Below are 17,639 nucleotides of genomic sequence, written 5' to 3'. Positions count from 1 at the left end.
TCATATGAATCTTAAAACATACATAAAAAATAAATGTGAAGATGATTCTTCTTTGGCTATGAAACTAGCTAAGATAGCGGGCTATTCGGATAGAACTGGCCTTTACAAATTTTTAAATAGCTCTAACAAAGAGATGGATGACTTGAGCAATCTTATAAATTTAGTTAGAGAAGTTGATCAAGAAAGAGAAATTGAAATAATTAGCACCTATATCACAACACTCGACCCTAACAAGTCAGCTGCTAGACAAGCTGTAGAATATTTAGATGCTAATCAACTTGGGGAAGAAACAGATGAACTTGTTGATAAATTATGCAACGCCAGCAACGCATTAAGCAAAGAGTGGGGGAATGTATATCGCATACATAGAATGCTCACAAAAGGTGAAATTGATTTAACTTCTGCTATCAAAGAAACTGGTACTATAAAAATCAAGAGTGAAGAAATGTTTGTGTTTGCAAGGATGATGACATTGTATGAATACCTAAACTCAGGTGAGTTTGGTCTAATGAAGAGTACATCAGCATATATTGATCTTTCTAATTTAAAAAAGGGTTATGTTAAAGACTCTTTTAGTTCAAGGTATTTGCTGCTTATGGCCAACGTGTTTTTAAATGACAACAATTTAAAGCCTCTCAGAGACTACTGTGATCAAATTATAACTGAAGATGTTAAGGTGAATCGATTTCAAGTGTTTGCTCATCTTACCTGCGGTAATTCTTATGTGTTTGATGATTATAAGAAAGCAAAAACATATTATATCAACGGTTTGAAATTCGCAAAAAATAGCTTCCATAAATATAAACTTACATCAGCTTTGGCATTCTTAGAAAACATTTGGGGAGTAAAAGAAAATAAATACCTCGAACAGGAACCGAAAAATGATTCTGATTTTATAGAACTTGCACATCACTTTATGCTTAATGATCAGGCAGATAAAATGATGGATGTGTTTAATAAATTAGACTCAACTACTATGCATGATAATGATTTAGGGTTCCTTTACTATGTTAAAGGTATATTCTATAAAGACAAAGGGTGCTTCTTGAAATCAGTTAAACATTTCAAGAAATCAGATGATAAATATTTTGTTAAACTGCCTTTAATTAAATTAAAGAATATGGGCGTAGAAAATGAAATTTTAGAACTTTTAGCTATTTGAGTTTTAAGCTTGAAAGGGGGTGAGATATATGAAGAAATTAGTTATGGCTTTAGTTTTAGTTGCAGCAGTAGCAGGCGTATTCTCTGGTACACAGCAATCAATTGCTATGGATGCTGAAAAAGTGTCAACATCATCTGCTTCTAGAGGAGCTTAGTAATCGTTTGTAGTCAAGGGATAGAAATATCCCCTTTTTCTTGAAATTTTAAGAATGACAATATATAATCTAATGAATAATTGTTGTACATAATATGACGTATAACCCTTTAGGGGTTTGCGTCATTTTGTATTTTTACGACAATATGCCAATTTTTCCGAAATTGAATAATGATCTTACAAAAGCACATTGAAAATGTGCTATTTGTCGTGAAAAAAGCTTTACATATAAGTTTTTATCCATTAAACTATAAATAAGACATACGGAAATATGTAATTTAGGAGGAGAATTATGTTAGCTGCTAGAAAAGACAATGTTATAAATTTCAATAAAACTGTTTATGCTCGTAAGATAGATAAATTCGGTGGAGAATGGTTTAATCACCAAGAAAACAAAAATAACATAGATAAAGAAATCAAAAAAGAACAAATTAGAAGATCGATGATTTCAGGATATTTGAAATTATTGAATAGTTAGGAGGTAAGGCCAGTGATTGCATCACCAGAAAAAAGCTGTGCGGACATTGAGTATCAATACGAAATAATTAACAGCTTAAAAGAAGAACTTGTATATTTACGCAGCCTAAGTTTATCAATTAATTCACCAGTTGATCTATATAAGGTTAAACAAGCTGTATTTGAGTATTTAAAACAAATAGATGAGTTTTCTTTTAATCAAACCGTATTGACAAACACTTACACTGGAGATCTTCTCGCAGCCTACCGTAAGAGAATGGAATTCATAAAAGAACTTCGCAAATCCGTTGAGTATGAATTTGAATATTTTATCACTACATAAAATTAACACCAATGGCCAGGGCATCTAAGATACATAAGCATTTGAAGGAGATGTGCCAGTGCCTAATAACTTACTAAATATTATAGAACAATCGAACAAAACTATAGATAGTGTAGCTGCTGAATCAGGTATTTCAGTGAAAAGACTAGAACAAATTATATCTAATCCTGAAGAGGCTAGGTTAATTGAAATGGCAAAAATAGCGATTGTTCTTAATTCAACAATTGAAGAATTAATGTGAAGGAGGGAGAAAAATGAAGACTAAACCAGTTCCACTTAAGGAATACACTGTATATAACGATATCATGACTTATCTAAAAAAGATTGATGATGAGGGATCAGTTGGAAATATTGATGTTTTTTCTAAAACAAAGCGGAGACATAAATTGTTTGAGACAAATACAGCAGTTAATTATTATGGTGATATTAAACAATTCTTTGGCTTTCTTAAACCCAATATTGGAATAGAGTTTCTAACTCCCGAAGATATTGAAATCACCTCAATTGACTTAATAAACTTTAGGAAACATCTGAAAGAAGAAGGTTTAGCCAATTCAACAATCAACCGTAAAGTGATATCAGTTAAAGGCTTATACAAGTTTCTTAAGACGGTGAGTACTTATTCTTCTTTAATTGATTTAAGTCAATTTGGATCAACAAAGAAACTAAAAGAAATATCTAAGAGTTACGGTAAAACAACTCAAACTGAAGCAGAAAGAATTGCGGATAACATGTTGCTAGAGCGTGAGAATGGATTGAAAAAAAAGCTGCTCACCAAATTTTTAATTCGTACTTCTTTTAGAATTGAGTATGCACTTACTGTTAGATGGATGGACATTAAAAAGGTTGACGGCGAATTTTATAAAGTAGAATCCTTGAATAAAGGGGCTTATGTAGTTTCTACAGGCCTTCATGAAAATTTTTTAAATGAGCTGAGACAATTAAAAAAACAAAACAGTAAGGATAATGATTTAGTGTTTAGCGGTTTAACATCAAGATCCTTTCGAGAATCCTTCAATAGAGCTCTGGATAGATTAGGTATATCAGCCTCAAGAAACCTTAAACCTCACTCTTTAAAAGGCGTAGGGATTGATATAGCGTATGAAGAGTCTGGCAATGATATAAGGGTTGCTATGGCTCAGGGAAATCACAAAGATCCTAAGACCCCAATGAGATATTTAACTAAAAATGACAATATAGAAAATTCCGCAGGTATATTGATGGATAGAGAAGTAGATTTTTCATTGATTGAAAGTGCAACAAAAGAGGATTTTGTCAATTTTTTTCGTAAAGCAGATAGGGGAACTGTGCAAAAATTCCTAGAATTTGTGAGGTAAGTTTACATTTAGATTAATTTTTTGACTAAAAATTGATTTAATATAATATGTTTGTTATTTTTGTTTTAGAAGAGGTGTGTATTTGTATGAATAACTTAGTGATTTTTGATGATGAAAAAGATGCGCTTCTAAACGAAACTATAGAAGTGTTATTGCAAAAAAATAAACATGATAAAAATTTTAGGGAAAGACTTCAAAACATTCTTTCTCATAAAGGTGTTTCACCTGGGGAAACAATGAATCTAATAATAAGATTTGGGAGACAGGAAGCACTTCGAAAAGAAGAAAAATACCTTCTAGCTTCAGGTATGTATGAAGTGACTAAAGATGAAAAGATTAATCCAGCAAATTATTTCCCCGAAAGAATAATTCAAGAAATTGAAACAACTTGGGAAGGTTTCTCACAGAATAATGACAATGAGTTGATTTTTCCTATAACATTTAAGGATGTTACTAAAGTAGATGACAACAACTACACATTCTTACTTAAAAGAAGCGAAATAGCAAAAATGTATGAAAACCATTTGCTTCAATACAACCCAAGAACTCAAAGAACTAGCGAGACTAAAAATTTTGAGTTCTTGGGTGGAGAAATACCTATTCCTGAGCTTAATCAAGAAGCGGTAGAACAGATTTCTCAAAAAGCAATTGATGGTACATTAATAAGCTCAACATTAATATTTAATGCAAGATTTGGTTCATCATCTGAGGGTATTGAGATATCTTATGATACAAATGAGAGAAGCTTAACGGTGATGAAAGATACACTTGTTGATGTAATTGATGGTTATCACCGTATTGTTGGTATTTCTAAAGCGGTAAGGTCTGGCAGCTTTGATGATAAATTCATGAAAGTGGACTTTTACAACGTAACTCAAAAAGTTGCAAGGCAGTTATTTGGTCAGCATAACACTATGACACCAGTTAGACTATCGAAACTAAAAGAAATGAACGAAGAAAATCCAGTGAACAAAGTTGTTACTCATATTCGAGACAACAGTGTAATTGGTCAAAGAATAAGTTTAGATCATGATGTGATTGCAACTCAATCAGATTATCTATATTCCTTAAATGATGTAGCAAGTGCAATGGAGGCAACAAAATTCCCTAGGTTGCTGAAAGATCAAATAGCTGTAAGGAAAATTGGTGTCTTTTTGGTTGAATTCTTTGATGAATTAACTGAGCTGTACTATGAAGAATTTCTAGGAGACAAATTTGAGCAAGCCAAAAAAACTATCGTAATAAATAAAAATATTTTGGTTGGGTTCATGGAAATTGCATATTTTATGTACACATCAGGTATTAGCGCAAAAATGGCGCAACAAATAATTAAAAAAATGAAACTTAGCTTTGTTAGAAATAATCCAGAGTTAAAAGAACACAAAATCTTAAATAAAAAGAATGAAGTAACTCATAGTAAAAACCATGTTATTAAATATTTCCAATACAAATTGAATGAAGTAGAAGGTGTATAGCTTTGTGGTATAACGAGGAGTTTAAGAAAACTTATTTAGATACATTGAGTAGTGACAGTCTACAAAAGCAAGCCTCTCTTTTATTTAATCATTCAAAAAAAGAAGAAGAAATAAGGGATAAAGATTTATTTGATTTTACAACAGATGAAATTTTGAATGTGCTGAGAGCAATGTACTCAACTTCTCTTGCATCTTTGGAAACATTCTTATACACCATGATAACCTATATAGATTGGTCAATTGCAAATGGTGTTACTAAGGGTAGTAATAATTTAGCTAGGTTGATAAAAACCAATGATCTATTGTTATGTATAGATTCATCTTTAAAATTATATATAACTAAAAATGAATTAGAAAAAATGTGTGCAGAGTTAATAAATGCTCAAGATAGGGCATTATTTAGATTGCTTTTTGAGGGCATATTAGGTTACGAGGCAAGTGAAATGACTAGTCTTAAAAGAAGTGACATAGAAAAAGCATTAAATAATAACAATATGCTTACTGTGCATGATTCGAAATTTGGAGAAAGAACAATACAAGTAGACAAAGCAACTTTGCAAGACTGTCTTGAAGCAAACCTTGAAACAGAATATAGACCATTGAATGGGAAACCAGGGCTAAGAAAGCCATCATTAAGTTTAGTTGATAATGAATATGTAATAAAAACAAAACAGACTAATGCAATTGGGCAAGGACAAGCTTCGAGAACTGTAGTTAGTTCTACTTTTAGAAACCTTAAAGAAATTTTTGGTTTTTCATTTTTAAGACCTATAGGTATAGTTAAGTCAGGCCTTCTATATGAGGGTTATAAGGTAATATTAAAAGGGGGAGAGTTGGACAGAAAAGCTCTTAATGAAATATATGAAGATAGAAAAGTTCAGGCAAATGATTTAAATCAAAAAATTATCTCAGACCGACGAGAATTCATGAATGAGGAAACCATAAGAAAATATTACGCAGATGAACTTAAAGAAGAAGGCAAATCTATATGATTTGTCTTCTTTTTATGAAAAATTCTAAATAATTTCCCTATTCGACAAAAAAAGACAAAATATTGTGTATACAACCTGTTATGCTTATAGTAGTATAGTCTTATCAGTGAATTCGCTGATAATGGAGGTGCACTGAGACCATTGTCTCAGTTAATCAATGTCTTATCCTAAACTCGAACAAATCGTCAATCCTGCAGCCTAATGCCATAGCGATCTTAGCTGCTGTTTTAATACGGATGTCTACAGGTTGATTGATTATTTGGAAGATGGTTTGCGGTGTCAGGCCAGTGGCTCTTGCCAAATCAGCCTGTGTCCAGTTTTTTTCCTTTAGCAGTTTAGGAATATGACATTGCCCGATCTCTACATTTAACATCGGACAACCTCCAATTTTGTTGTTAAAATGTACAAGCTCTATTACATATCATACCAATCAATGTGAAATAAAAAAAGAAAAAAATATTGTAGCTAATATTAGAGCTAAGATGTATAATTAAAACAAGAAACAGAACACATGTTCCTTTTATGTTGCAGGAGACTAATCAGATAGGGAGAAATGAGTATGGCTAAGTTTAGAACCTGCTTCGTTATAAGCGCTGATACATTCTTAGAAATTGAAGATGTTGAAAATACTGAGGCTGCGTATAAAAAAGCGGAATTGGTAATCTCACCGTTCGAGTTAACACAAGATATCATATTAAAAATTGGTGACAGGGAAATAAAATTAGAAACTGGATGTTTGGATATCACATTATTAGATGATGTTGAAGAAATAGATTAAACCTAAAATAACATAAATCCTACATCTAAGATTGCGAGCAACTTGCTTTTGGATTGGAAAGAAGATAGCTAAATATGGCAAATGTCATTATCAAAAGAAAAGACTACCAGGATATTAATCTAACAATCAATGTGGACAAACTAAGTGAAATGGAGTTTACCTTCGAGCTGATATTTTCAGGGAAAAACAATAATATTGCAATAACAATGAATCCCTCAGACTTAATACAGCTGAGGGATAAAATTAATGAAATAATTTATAAGCTGTCATAAGAGCAAATAATGCTCTTATTTTTATGTTGAAACAAAAATAACAATTATCTATTGACAGTGAAAGGAAGAGTATCGTACTATTAAAATACAAATAACATATATAATTACGAAAGGAGTTCTGATTGGAAATATTAGAATCAAAGTTAGAAAAGATTGAGTGTTCGATTTCTAATTTCAAAAGAAACTTGGAAAAAGGTAAGACTGAAGCTATTGGAGATATTCACTCAATAATTGAGTACGGATATGAATTGCTCTACATATATGAAGCAGCAACTAAAGAAGATAAAATGTAAGTTTTATTTAGACTCTAGGAGGTGAATGCTATATCGTAAATGATCATTTATTCGAAATTAAAGATACAAATTACACACATTTAAAAGAAATGATATCTGAAATGTTTCACATTAAAAAGGGTGAAGCTAAAAGTAGGGATACATTGATTAAGTCAATTAGATTTATTGATGATGGTGTCTCATATTCCATTGGAGATAGTGTGGAGGACTTCTTGGGCGCTAAGGTATATTTTATCTATGACTATCGTGAAGAGCCAGAGAAAGCATTCTGGATTCATTTAGATAACGGTGATCATTTCTTTGTAAATAAGGGGAAAGTAATTGTTGAACATTATGAAGGAGGAGAGTATATCGACTAAGAAATTTGAGTTATCAGAGATGCAACAAGAAGCTGTAAGGATTATTGAAGACAGGTTTAAGAATTCAAAAAAGAAATCATTTTTCCTGGCAGGGTATGCTGGAACAGGAAAAACAACATTGGTTGAGTACATAATTAAAACAATGCGATTGAAAGATAGTGAAGTGGCATTTGCTTGTTATACAGGTAAAGCGTCCTTGGTAGTAACAAGAAAAGCAAATGGAAAGTATGCAGCGAGTACAATACATAAACTTATTTATAACGTGAGAACAGATAGAAATGGTGACTTACATTCTGAGAAAAAATCTAAAGATGAGTTATCTCATTTAAAACTGATAGTGATTGATGAAGCTTCAATGGTGGATGGAAAGATAATGAAAGACCTAAAATCGTTTGGCATCAAAATTTTGTTTATTGGTGATACAGGACAATTGCCACCAGTTTCTCAAAACGGAATTGATGATTTTATGATCATGTTCAACAATCCAGACTTCACTCTTACAGAGATTCATAGACAAGCAGCTGAAAATCCGATTATTAAATTGTCTATGCTGGCTAGAACAAAACAAGCTATTGCACCTGGAACATATGGAGAGAACAAAGAAGTTGTTGTCATTGATAAAGTAACATGGGAAGCACATAAAAACAGACTATATAAAACTGCTGATCAAATCATTTGTGGATATAACAAAACAAGGTCATATATCAATGATGAAATTAGAGAGCTGCTAGGCTTTGTATCTAAATACCCTATGGTGGGGGATAAAATGATTTGCTTGAAAAATGATTGGGAAAAAGCTGTGAGTGACTACGCATTAGTGAATGGAATGACTGGTTATGTTGATAAGGTGTATGAAGAAAATGAGACTCAAAAAGAACTAAAGCATGAATCAACGACTATTGATTTTAGGCCAGATTTCACTGAGGAATGTTTTAAAGAGCTTTATATTCCAAATGAATCATTAACCAATCCTACATTTAAAATGCTTCCCTGGGAAGAGTCAGATTACAATCGTTTTGACTTTGGGTACGCAATCACTTGTCATAAATCCCAAGGATCTCAATGGGACAATGTTGTAGTAATAAATGAAGTATTAAATCATGAAACACACCATAGATGGCTTTATACAGCTATCACTAGAGCAGCTGAAAAACTTATACTTGTTGTTTAATTAAGGAGGAGAGAGCTATGGATAAAGTAATAGTATACACTGATGGCGGTTGTAGAGGAAATCAAAATGAAACAAATGTTGGTGGCTGGGGAGCAGTCTTATCATATAAAGGGAAAGAGATTGAATTGAAAGGCGGCAAGCTAAACACAACTAACAATGTGATGGAACTGACAGGAGTAATTGAAGCTTTAAAGTACATAAAAACAAATAACATACATATTGAAGTTTATGCTGACTCTGCATACGTGGTTAACGGCATGAATAGTTGGGTGAAGAATTGGATTAAAAACAATTGGCGTAAATCAAACAAGAAACCAGTCGAAAACAAGGAACTTTGGATGGAATTAAACGAACTTGTTAATAATCAAGCGTCAGTCACATTCTTAAAAGTAAAAGGACATAGTGGAGATGCAGGGAATGAAAAGGCAGATGAGTTGGCCAACAAAGCAATGGATGAGCTTGAATAGTAAATAAAAGATGCATTTTAAAGGGAGTGATTATTTGCATAAAAAAGAGTTAATACAGGCACTTGAATATAACACCAAGAATGCAGGGCAACAGCTTCTGAAGATTTCTAATGATTGGAATGTACATATTAACAATTTGGAAAAGAAAGAGATGATAGATACTGTTCGAAGCATTGCCATACATTTACTTGAGCAATGGCAAAAGTTTGAATATCTTGATGAAGTCAATACAAAGGAGATAAACGCATGATTATTGGAGACAAGGCGAAGCATGGATTAAGTCAGTATCGTTTAAACCAAGCAAAAAATTATATGAAATCTTTTTCAGATAAAATAGCAAAAATTGAATTTATGTATCAGTTGTCAGTGGAAGAAGGTATTGATTCCGAAATCGCAGAAAATTACATAAGCAACAGCATAAAAGAAATAGAGATAGAATGGGAAGAATTCAGACGATATATCAAACAGAGAGATGATATGAGGGAATTAGATTAAAATAAAAATTACATATTGACAACAGAATGAATAACAGCTTATATTCAGCCTATAAAATTATAGGAGGTCAATACAATGACAAATAAGAATGAATATAATGCAGTATATCTGAAAAATGATTTTGGAAAAGGGCAACATTCAGAATTGATTAGATACGAGGTGCTTTTAGATGAAAAGCGTGTCATTAAAATTGATTTGAATGAATTCCCTGCTGATGTTGAGAAATTCTATGCTTTTATATGTTTGTATTATCTAAAACATTACAGCAAGAATGGAAAAATAAGCGCAGCGTACTTAAAGAATGTTAGTAAAGAATATGTTAAAGGTGAAAATCATCTAAGAATGGAATCGCCACCTCTTCTCAAATTAAGAATTGAAAGTATAGTCGAAAAGTACAAAAACGTAGAAGATGATGTTCTAAGAATCAATCAATTTAATGAAGACTCTTTAACATGCACAATAGATTATTATGCAGTGCGGTGCTAGGGGGATTCCCTAGCAAACTCTTTTATTAAAGAAGGGAAGTATTAAATTATGCCGACAGGATATACAAGTGAAATTTACAATGGAGAATCTGTGTCTCCAAAAGATTATTTAATTACATGTGCAAGAGCGTTTGGAGCAACAGTATCGATGAGAGAAGAACCATTATCCGCTGAAATACCTGAATTTAAGCCTAGTAATTTTTATGAAAGAGCACTTAACTCCGAATTAAAACGATTGGATAGATATCTGAATATGTCACTGGAGGAAGCATCTATAGAAGTGGAGAATCAATACCAAAATAAGTTGGTTCAACATAATAAGGAGATCGAAGAGCGGAAGCATCGGCTAAAACGATACAATGACACATTAAATGGAGTAGAAAAGTGGAATCCTCCTACTTCAGAACATTTCAATCTTAAAGAATTCGCAATAGACCAATTAAAACAAAGTATAAAAGCTGATTGCGAAGGATTTTCAAGAACAGTAGTTAAGGAGGATCCAAAAGAGTATTTAGAAATGCGAATTAATATGTCGAATGAAAATATCGATCGGTACAAAAAAATGCATCAAGAAGAAATTGATAAAGTGAACAAGAGGAATGAGTGGGTAAATAAATTGAAGGAAAGCTTAAATGATTTGTGATAAAAAGACTGTTTTAAAAGAAAGGGGTTGGTCAATTGGCTATTGATTTTAAAAAGTTTTCTGATCCAGAGTGGATAAAGAAGCAAAGGGAAAAAAGAGAAGAAGAACTACGCATCTTTGAAGAAAGTGAAAAAATAAGACATAAAACAGTGTGCTTCACAGGTCATCGTCCACAAAAATTGGGTGGGTATGACATGAAAAACCCAACAATGTTGAAGCTAAAAGAAAAGCTTCTCGAAGTGATTGAAATATTGATTGTAGAGAATGAAAGCGAACGATTTATAACTGGTGGAGCTTTAGGTGCTGACACTGCTGCATTCTGGTGTGTACATATTTTGAAAGAAAAGTACCCTCATATCAAAAATATTGTTGCGGTGCCTTTTGAAAATCAGGATAAGAAATGGTCAACAGAGCAACAGGCCTGGTATAGAAAGATGCTTGATAAAGCAGATGAAGTAATCAAGGTTGATGAAACTGAAAATTACAAAGATGGTTCAGTTCCTATTGGAGAATATTCAGTCGCAAAACTAAGTAGAAGAAATGAGTACATGGTGGATCACAGTAAGAGTATTGTAGCGATTTATGATGGGAGCAGGAGCGGTACATCAAACTGCTTATACTATGCTCAGAATAGATATTTAGGCCATGAAATTTGGAGACTGTATCCGCAATATGATTTTCAATTAGACATTTACTATACACCGAGTTGAGGAGGAGAAAATTATTAAAGAATATATTCTAGGATTAACTGAGAATTTGAGTGAACAAGTTTTATCCGAACTCAGAGAAATTGATGTAGAAGTTTTTGGAGCAAGCCGAGCACTGCCCCACATTGCTTATGTAAGATCAAACAAGACGAAAGAAGAGCTATTAGAATTTTGGTTGATTGATAGGGTTACTGTAAATCAACATATGATTTAAAAAAAGCACAGGTTTTTAATAAAAGGATTATTTCGAAGGAATTGGGAGGGGAAGCATGAAAACAGTTGTAACAAACTTAATGGCCAGAGATATTATTTTAGACATTATCGATGAAAAAACATCAATTAGAACTCCAGAGGAGTTGGCAGATTATCTTTTAAAACATAAAGATAATGAAACTATTTTTATTAAAGGATGGGAAAGTACGGCTGATTTAGAACCGTTTGATGATTCTGAGTGGGAAGACTAAAAAACAAAAAGGAGATTAATAATATGAACAAAAACTATATTAAATCAGTATTTTCTAAAGCAGAAACGCTTTTTTCAAATCATGTTTACACATATTCCATTTATCATCAGTATGATATTAATCCGAAGGAAGACATAGTTGCTGTAGAATCAAGTATTCCACCAAACAAATTTGAGTTATTATTGGCTCACTTGCTGTTCAAAGCTGTAGAATTGACAGGAATAGAAGAAACAGAGCTGCATCAAAAAGAAATTAGAGAAATTATATCTGAGAAATTCGAAGACAAGCAATTGCAAAATAAACCTAAAAGTTTTATTTTAAATTATCCTCTCGATCTTTATGAAGTGTGGGAGAAATGGTGTTCAAACTCAACATACCTAGATGTCTTAAATATTAGAGAGTTCCAAGTTGAAGGACTGAATGAAATCATTCTGGATACACTCCTTAAAAGAAAAGACTCAGAAACAAATTACATTCTTAGGAATTTTAAAGCGTTGAGTTACCTAGAAAAAGCTGCTGAACAATTTCGTTTTACAGATGAAGAAGCCTACAAATTTGATGTAATTGATGTAGTATGCAAGATCGAAGATATCAAGAAGATCATTAAAGGAAATGAGCGTGCTAACAGTTAGAATGATAAATTACATATATCACGTATGCAAAACAGCGAAGTTTAATCTTATCTGGTATAAGATGCATCTCAAAGCAGACATAAACATCTTTGAGAACTGCACCTGGAACTCATATATCGCCCATAGGCAAATTAAGAAGGATGGTGAAAGGCATGGACTCAGTAATCTTTAAGAAAGACATAGCTTTTGCAGACGATTCGAACAACCCAGTGTTTAAAAAGAACAATGCATACGAAATCCTAAACGAAGATAAAGAATTCATTTATGTTGGTTATAAACCAAATTCAAATGAATGCTCACAGATACCAAAGACTGATGAAGGGATATTATTTGAATATAAATAACATACATCTTGAGGGAGATAATACATATGAGCAATATGAAGAAATTGATTAAAGAAAACGTTAAGTTGAAAATGAAGCTAGCAGCTAATGAAGAGGCCATTCTTAAAGAGAAAGAGGAAATGAGAAATAACAAATTGATTAAAATCATGATGAATGATAGACACTCTGGTTATCAATTTAGATGAAATCGTGATTTTAAGCAGAAAGAGGAGCGAAAATGGATTCTAATATCATATCTCGGCTAAAAGACACACAAGAAAAAATACAGAGATTGCAAGAGCAAATTAATGAGTTAAAAACTGAACTAATTGGAGCAGTAATTACATATAAAAATCGTGATGCCGTTATTATTCATGTCGACTGGGCAAATGATTCAATACTATTGAATGTAGATGAAACTTATGAAGAAGATGAAGAATGGGTTTCATTTAAATAAAGCTAGTGGTAGAGAGGGGTGTATCATAAATATGGCGTTTAGAAGCAAAAAAATAAAGAATGAACAAGGGGATTTTATTGATAAGCCGAAACAGTGTTCTTTTTGTGGGGAAACTCAAGCTTTTCATTCTGTACACGGCGGACATGTAGGGTTTAAATACGGTGGCGGGAAAAAAGCGTGTCAAGCTTGCATTAAAATAATGCGAAAAGAAGAAGATAAGCTGCAAGAGAAAGAATGGGGATACAGATCATCAGGAGAGAGACAAGCGATGCGGAGTTTTGGCATTAGGTAAAAGAAGATATCAATTTAAGGAGGATGAGAAGATTGGAATGTGAAAAAATTATAGTTGATGCTAATTTGAAGCGTTTCAGCTTAAATTTCAAAAATCATTGGAAACAAGCAGTTGGTCACGAAGTGATGGTCGGAGGATATAGTTTTTGTGTGACACCAATAGATGATACCTTGAAGGTTTCAGAGGTAACAACAGGAGCATTAGTTATGGACTTACCGATACCTAAAATGGGCATGACTAAAAATGAGTCTATGAAAATATTAGAGCAAATAGGGGAACAGTTACTTGAAAAATTAATGAAATCGAAAAATTTATCAATAGCATTTAAACAAATGCGACAAAAATCATATGCCTTATTAGGATCAACTCCGCCGCCAGAGCCATTTAATTTTGAGGGTGATGGAGTTGTGCAATATTTCAAATAAAAGATAGTTTTTAAGGAGTTATGTAACGGAGAGATTAAACTCCCCATGATTCGAAGGATGGTATACGGAGCTTTCCGTTCTTGGTTTTAAATTTGTGCTTTACCTTACATGAAATAGGATCAATAATTACATATTCGTCAGATTCGGACTTTACTTGTTTCATAGAGTGGAATTTACTTCGTTCTTCACGTGGCATGAATTCCATAAATCCAGCTGATGATCCATCTGGATAGGAAAGAAGAAATTTCATATCTTCTTTTGTATAGCCCGTAATGAGAACTTCAGTGTATTCATAATTAATGACTTTAAGCCAATTACGAGACCGTTTATTTATTTCATAAGGAGAGTCAGCTCTTTTGAGTACAATTCCCTCTAAGTTCTTTTCTTTAGTCAGATTAAAACATTCGGATGCATTACCTTTAATGCCTTCGATTACATAAACGTTTGGGTGAATCAGATTAAGTGAATACAGAAGGTTCTTACGCTCACTGAGCGGTTTAGCTGCTATAGAATCGCCATCTTTAAAAATAACATCAAAGACACAGTAAACAATACTATGATCTGATTTTTTGGACATAAAGCGTTCCATCATAGCCTCAAAATCAGCAGCGCCATCTCGAGCAGCAACAATAACTTCACCATCGAGAACTGTACCATTTGGGATATCTAAATCCAAGAGCTCTGGGAATTTGCTTGTTACTTCGTTGTTATGTCGGGTGAATAGCTTTATCTGATCATTAAATTTAGAAAGAATGAGTCTTATTCCATCAAATTTAAGCTCTGTAATATAACTATCATCATTGAATGGTTCTTTGATCGAATGCAATAACATTGGCGATACGAACAAAATATCACCTCCTACATATATCATATTAACTAAGAGAAGGAGTTATATAAAGCGAAAGGGCAGTGGTACTTACTGGGATTTGTATGTGCATTAGCGATTGTGAATAATACGAAAAATTAAAAAGGAAGTGATGCAATGTCTGTAGTCGGAACTGAACAGGTGCATGTGTATGTTGAGGGAACGTGGATTAAACAGTCATTTGAAAATTTGAAGAGTGGGCAAATCTTTAAAATGCTGCATGAAGAAGGTATCGGTGTTTATACTGCGGTTAGCAACGCCTGGTACGATGAGCTATACGAACAGTGGATGGTACATATCAAAGAAGATCATGGTGGATTAATTAAAAAATAACATATATCAATTAGAGTAAAACAGAGATTTCATATAAATCGAGGAGGATTGAAATGGACTATTTTTATGAGGAAGAATTTTATAATGAGCCAAATGAGTTTGAAAAACAAATCAATGAATTTAAGGAAAGTTTATTGAAATCAGTAAAACAAGAATATTTGAGTGAAATGGAGCAACTGAAAAAGGAAAACAAAGAACTCCAAGTAGTAAGAGAGAATTTAGATACTATTGAAAAAGAATATAAAGAAAAATCAAGAAGGTTAGACAGGGAACGCCACAACATGGAAATGGAGTTGAAAAACAAAAGACTCTCAGAACTAATGAATGGTTCTGAAGTTATTATGTACAAAGCTCACCCGTCAGGAGTAGCGCAAGATAAGTGTTCTCAGTGTAATGAAAATAGGCAGATAGAATATATTACGCCTCTTGGCAATAAAGCATTTGAAAATTGCTCTTGTTCTATTAAAAAAAGAGTTTATATCCCAGAAGAATACATACGCTATTCTTTTTCACTTGTGAACTCAGGTGGCCATCGATATGTAAATGCCTTTTACAGAAAGAACAGGAGTGATCATGATGAGTATTTCTCTTATGACGATAACATTCGAGCTGAAAATATTTATAGCTTAGAGATGAAGTTTGATCAATTGAATAGTTATAATACGTTTTTCAAAACTGTTGATGAGTGTCAAAGCTATTGTGATTTTTTAAATAAAACTCAATAAAAGTAATTTTTTAAACAAATTTAATAGAGCAGGATTAAATGACCCTGCTCATCTGAAGAAAATAGAATAAATTAATGCCATAGGAAGTCCAATATAAAAGAAAATCTTGATAAGCAGAGTTTTAGAGTAGCCTGCAATAGAATCTATGAGATCCTCAATATAATATTTCAAAACATCACCACCATCCTTAGTAATTTTATCAGATTATGTTAGGTTATTTTATTAAAAGAAAATTACGGAATGGTTACAAATAAATAGAAGACAAGTGGCTTAGGAGGAATGGAATGAAAGAAGCTATTCAATTTTTAAAAGAACTTCAGCAAGAATTGAACACACAGGATGTTGATTGTCAGGCTGCACCACGTTTTTGGGTTGTAGGTGACTATGAGTGGGTTGAAGCAAATGAAGGAAACGCTGAGCGATATTCTGTTTACTTACCTAATGCAGCAGAATCTTATCCTGTTGAAGATTACATCGAAAGTGCAAAAGAGGACGGTGAATTCAGTTCTGAACAATTAAAGGAACTGGATGAATGCAATAATGACTACGATGAAATTTTAGAATGGATACAAAAATATGAGGATGAAGGAGCAGAACTCTTTCCAGAGAAAAAATGCACATAAAAAAAGACAGCACATTCTTTATCACAAAAGAAGAAGCCAAAAAACATATTAAGGCGAACAGTCATCATTACACTAGTGAAGCGCACACTTACGCAATGACAGCATGGAGAGCTACGAAAGTCGCTAAATTGTGGAAGATACTACAAGAATTTGATTGGGAGAGTGTGGAGATTAAAAAGGAGGAAGCGCAGTGAGTCTCAGTGATAAACAGCGAAAATGTCTCGATGAATTGAGTAAAAGGAAATGGGATGTTCCAAAATCCATAAAGGATTCTGTAAAAGAGATGGTAAAAGCCTTTCATGATTCTGAAGATAAAATGCATACTTTTCAAAAACGATATGACTATCATATCTCACAAAAATATGAAGCAATGGCAGGGAATTATGATGGATGGAGTAGCAGTGCAGATGCTGTAAAACATCATGCATTATGTGCAAGCCTTGTTTACCAGGATGCATTAACGGCAGGGATTAGATTGAAAGTGGAAGGGGAATGAAGATGAAAAAGAAATTGTTAGCATTATTTGTTGGGATTATTGTGATTATGGCTGGATGTAGTGAGGCTGATACAGTATCACAAAATATTTCTAAATCGTCTGACTCATTTGAGGTACAGAGAAGGATCGTTTTCTTTAATGGGATCACAGACAAATACTTACTCACTGTAGAAGGGCTTTGTGCTCTTGGAAACGATGACAGTGATCTAAGAATGACAGTAACATGCAAGATTGGTAAGGATGAATACAAAAAGCATTATCTTGGTTTAAGTGACAACGTTAGTTTCTTTGCAGAACAACTTGAGGCTAACAAAGAAGACCCCTTTCATTACAAAATTCTGTTCAGGCCAGAAAACATTATTCCAGATATTGAGCTACAGACGAGTAAATGACAAATACAATACATAGATTCAGAT

33 protein-coding genes are annotated in these 17,639 nt (G+C 32.9%); 31 read left to right on the top strand and 2 right to left on the bottom strand.

What is annotated here, in order from left to right; all coding sequences use genetic code 11:
* Positions 1-4 precede the first annotated feature (4 nt).
* The 8 genes from ASG46_RS10550 (at position 5) to ASG46_RS10520 (ending at position 5,918) form a co-directional block, all read left to right on the top strand.
* The gene (locus ASG46_RS10550) at positions 5-1,162 is read left to right on the top strand and encodes an AimR family lysis-lysogeny pheromone receptor (protein ID WP_056704505.1); all 1,158 of its coding nucleotides are present in this window, start codon (positions 5-7) and stop codon (positions 1,160-1,162) included.
* A gap of 28 nt (positions 1,163-1,190) precedes the next feature.
* Positions 1,191-1,316 carry a hypothetical protein gene (locus tag ASG46_RS21450; protein WP_254966001.1) on the top strand — a complete coding sequence of 42 codons (126 nt, stop codon included), beginning with the start codon at positions 1,191-1,193 and terminating at the stop codon, positions 1,314-1,316.
* 291 nt (positions 1,317-1,607) lie between these two features.
* Positions 1,608-1,793 carry a hypothetical protein gene (locus ASG46_RS10545; RefSeq protein WP_024428225.1) on the top strand — a complete coding sequence of 62 codons (186 nt, stop codon included), beginning with the start codon at positions 1,608-1,610 and terminating at the stop codon, positions 1,791-1,793.
* A 12-nt stretch (positions 1,794-1,805) separates the two neighbouring features.
* Positions 1,806-2,114 (top strand): hypothetical protein, encoded by a 309-nt coding sequence (locus ASG46_RS10540; RefSeq protein ID WP_056704503.1) that lies wholly within the window; start codon positions 1,806-1,808, stop codon positions 2,112-2,114.
* Positions 2,115-2,172: 58 nt separating this feature from the next.
* Positions 2,173-2,355: a helix-turn-helix domain-containing protein gene (locus tag ASG46_RS10535; protein ID WP_056704500.1), complete on the top strand. Its 183-nt coding sequence runs from the start codon at positions 2,173-2,175 to the stop codon at positions 2,353-2,355.
* A 13-nt stretch (positions 2,356-2,368) separates the two neighbouring features.
* A complete protein-coding gene (locus ASG46_RS10530; protein ID WP_056704498.1) occupies positions 2,369-3,451 on the top strand; it encodes a tyrosine-type recombinase/integrase in 1,083 nt (360 codons plus the stop codon).
* An 86-nt stretch (positions 3,452-3,537) separates the two neighbouring features.
* Positions 3,538-4,926, top strand: coding sequence for a DNA sulfur modification protein DndB (locus ASG46_RS10525; RefSeq protein WP_056704495.1), 1,389 nt, complete (start codon positions 3,538-3,540; stop codon positions 4,924-4,926).
* 2 nt (positions 4,927-4,928) lie between these two features.
* A complete protein-coding gene (locus ASG46_RS10520; RefSeq protein ID WP_056704493.1) occupies positions 4,929-5,918 on the top strand; it encodes a tyrosine-type recombinase/integrase in 990 nt (329 codons plus the stop codon).
* Between the two features lie 154 nt (positions 5,919-6,072).
* Here ASG46_RS10520 and ASG46_RS10515 read toward each other — a convergent pair whose 3' ends face one another.
* A complete protein-coding gene (locus ASG46_RS10515) occupies positions 6,073-6,291 on the bottom strand; it encodes a helix-turn-helix transcriptional regulator (RefSeq protein WP_056704490.1) in 219 nt (72 codons plus the stop codon).
* 186 nt (positions 6,292-6,477) lie between these two features.
* Between ASG46_RS10515 and ASG46_RS10510 the strand changes: the two genes are divergently transcribed.
* The 18 genes from ASG46_RS10510 to ASG46_RS10435 all read left to right on the top strand — a co-directional run bounded on the left by ASG46_RS10510 (position 6,478) and on the right by ASG46_RS10435 (position 14,181).
* On the top strand, positions 6,478-6,696 hold the full coding sequence (locus ASG46_RS10510; protein ID WP_056704489.1) for a hypothetical protein: 219 nt from the start codon (positions 6,478-6,480) through the stop codon (positions 6,694-6,696).
* Between the two features lie 394 nt (positions 6,697-7,090).
* Complete coding sequence (locus ASG46_RS20965; RefSeq protein ID WP_156376663.1) at positions 7,091-7,261, top strand: hypothetical protein; 171 nt, start codon at positions 7,091-7,093, stop codon at positions 7,259-7,261.
* A gap of 212 nt (positions 7,262-7,473) precedes the next feature.
* A complete protein-coding gene (locus ASG46_RS10500; protein ID WP_156376662.1) occupies positions 7,474-7,620 on the top strand; it encodes a hypothetical protein in 147 nt (48 codons plus the stop codon).
* A complete protein-coding gene (locus ASG46_RS10495) occupies positions 7,595-8,791 on the top strand; it encodes an ATP-dependent DNA helicase (protein ID WP_082515486.1) in 1,197 nt (398 codons plus the stop codon). The genes ASG46_RS10500 and ASG46_RS10495 overlap by 26 nt, the downstream gene beginning before the upstream one ends.
* 17 nt (positions 8,792-8,808) lie before the next feature.
* Positions 8,809-9,258 carry a ribonuclease HI gene (gene rnhA / locus ASG46_RS10490; RefSeq protein WP_056704480.1) on the top strand — a complete coding sequence of 150 codons (450 nt, stop codon included), beginning with the start codon at positions 8,809-8,811 and terminating at the stop codon, positions 9,256-9,258.
* A 34-nt stretch (positions 9,259-9,292) separates the two neighbouring features.
* The gene (locus tag ASG46_RS10485; RefSeq protein ID WP_056704478.1) at positions 9,293-9,508 is read left to right on the top strand and encodes a hypothetical protein; all 216 of its coding nucleotides are present in this window, start codon (positions 9,293-9,295) and stop codon (positions 9,506-9,508) included.
* Positions 9,505-9,753: a hypothetical protein gene (locus tag ASG46_RS10480; RefSeq protein ID WP_056704476.1), complete on the top strand. Its 249-nt coding sequence runs from the start codon at positions 9,505-9,507 to the stop codon at positions 9,751-9,753. The genes ASG46_RS10485 and ASG46_RS10480 overlap by 4 nt, the downstream gene beginning before the upstream one ends.
* A gap of 75 nt (positions 9,754-9,828) precedes the next feature.
* The gene (locus tag ASG46_RS10475; protein ID WP_056704474.1) at positions 9,829-10,239 is read left to right on the top strand and encodes a hypothetical protein; all 411 of its coding nucleotides are present in this window, start codon (positions 9,829-9,831) and stop codon (positions 10,237-10,239) included.
* 48 nt (positions 10,240-10,287) lie between these two features.
* A complete protein-coding gene (locus tag ASG46_RS10470) occupies positions 10,288-10,881 on the top strand; it encodes a hypothetical protein (RefSeq protein ID WP_056704472.1) in 594 nt (197 codons plus the stop codon).
* Positions 10,882-10,916: 35 nt separating this feature from the next.
* The gene (locus ASG46_RS10465) at positions 10,917-11,591 is read left to right on the top strand and encodes an SLOG family protein (RefSeq protein WP_082515481.1); all 675 of its coding nucleotides are present in this window, start codon (positions 10,917-10,919) and stop codon (positions 11,589-11,591) included.
* A 46-nt stretch (positions 11,592-11,637) separates the two neighbouring features.
* Complete coding sequence (locus ASG46_RS20960; protein WP_156376661.1) at positions 11,638-11,802, top strand: hypothetical protein; 165 nt, start codon at positions 11,638-11,640, stop codon at positions 11,800-11,802.
* Positions 11,803-11,857: 55 nt separating this feature from the next.
* A complete protein-coding gene (locus ASG46_RS10460) occupies positions 11,858-12,052 on the top strand; it encodes a hypothetical protein (RefSeq protein WP_056704470.1) in 195 nt (64 codons plus the stop codon).
* 23 nt (positions 12,053-12,075) lie between these two features.
* Entirely contained in the window at positions 12,076-12,684 is a 609-nt protein-coding gene (locus ASG46_RS10455) for a hypothetical protein (RefSeq protein ID WP_056704469.1), read from the top strand.
* A gap of 152 nt (positions 12,685-12,836) precedes the next feature.
* Positions 12,837-13,028, top strand: coding sequence for a hypothetical protein (locus ASG46_RS10450; protein WP_056704467.1), 192 nt, complete (start codon positions 12,837-12,839; stop codon positions 13,026-13,028).
* Between the two features lie 26 nt (positions 13,029-13,054).
* Positions 13,055-13,213, top strand: a complete 159-nt coding sequence (locus ASG46_RS20955; RefSeq protein WP_156376660.1) for a hypothetical protein — start codon at positions 13,055-13,057, stop codon at positions 13,211-13,213.
* A gap of 32 nt (positions 13,214-13,245) precedes the next feature.
* Positions 13,246-13,464, top strand: coding sequence for a hypothetical protein (locus ASG46_RS10445; RefSeq protein ID WP_056704465.1), 219 nt, complete (start codon positions 13,246-13,248; stop codon positions 13,462-13,464).
* The gene (locus tag ASG46_RS10440; protein WP_156376659.1) at positions 13,430-13,756 is read left to right on the top strand and encodes a hypothetical protein; all 327 of its coding nucleotides are present in this window, start codon (positions 13,430-13,432) and stop codon (positions 13,754-13,756) included. The genes ASG46_RS10445 and ASG46_RS10440 overlap by 35 nt, the downstream gene beginning before the upstream one ends.
* Before the next feature lie 32 nt (positions 13,757-13,788).
* Positions 13,789-14,181 carry a hypothetical protein gene (locus tag ASG46_RS10435; RefSeq protein ID WP_056704461.1) on the top strand — a complete coding sequence of 131 codons (393 nt, stop codon included), beginning with the start codon at positions 13,789-13,791 and terminating at the stop codon, positions 14,179-14,181.
* A gap of 34 nt (positions 14,182-14,215) precedes the next feature.
* On the opposite strand, the gene ASG46_RS10430 is transcribed toward ASG46_RS10435, so the two are convergent.
* Positions 14,216-15,028, bottom strand: coding sequence for an ATP-dependent DNA ligase (locus tag ASG46_RS10430; RefSeq protein ID WP_056704459.1), 813 nt, complete (start codon positions 15,026-15,028; stop codon positions 14,216-14,218).
* Positions 15,029-15,163: 135 nt separating this feature from the next.
* On the opposite strand from ASG46_RS10430, the gene ASG46_RS10425 reads away from it, so the two are divergent.
* From ASG46_RS10425 to ASG46_RS10405, 5 genes are all read left to right on the top strand, one after another.
* Positions 15,164-15,379 (top strand): hypothetical protein, encoded by a 216-nt coding sequence (locus tag ASG46_RS10425; RefSeq protein ID WP_056704458.1) that lies wholly within the window; start codon positions 15,164-15,166, stop codon positions 15,377-15,379.
* 53 nt (positions 15,380-15,432) lie between these two features.
* Positions 15,433-16,104, top strand: coding sequence for a hypothetical protein (locus ASG46_RS10420; protein ID WP_056704456.1), 672 nt, complete (start codon positions 15,433-15,435; stop codon positions 16,102-16,104).
* A gap of 284 nt (positions 16,105-16,388) precedes the next feature.
* Complete coding sequence (locus ASG46_RS21340; RefSeq protein ID WP_235562231.1) at positions 16,389-16,727, top strand: hypothetical protein; 339 nt, start codon at positions 16,389-16,391, stop codon at positions 16,725-16,727.
* A 190-nt stretch (positions 16,728-16,917) separates the two neighbouring features.
* A complete protein-coding gene (locus tag ASG46_RS10410) occupies positions 16,918-17,223 on the top strand; it encodes a hypothetical protein (protein WP_056704454.1) in 306 nt (101 codons plus the stop codon).
* 2 nt (positions 17,224-17,225) lie between these two features.
* Positions 17,226-17,615 carry a hypothetical protein gene (locus tag ASG46_RS10405; RefSeq protein ID WP_056704452.1) on the top strand — a complete coding sequence of 130 codons (390 nt, stop codon included), beginning with the start codon at positions 17,226-17,228 and terminating at the stop codon, positions 17,613-17,615.
* The last annotated feature ends 24 nt before the right edge of the window (positions 17,616-17,639 follow it).

This window comes from Bacillus sp. Leaf49 (genome assembly GCF_001426125.1).
Taxonomy (GTDB): domain Bacteria; phylum Bacillota; class Bacilli; order Bacillales; family Bacillaceae; genus Bacillus; species Bacillus altitudinis.
This window is presented reverse-complemented; position numbering and strand designations above follow the sequence as displayed.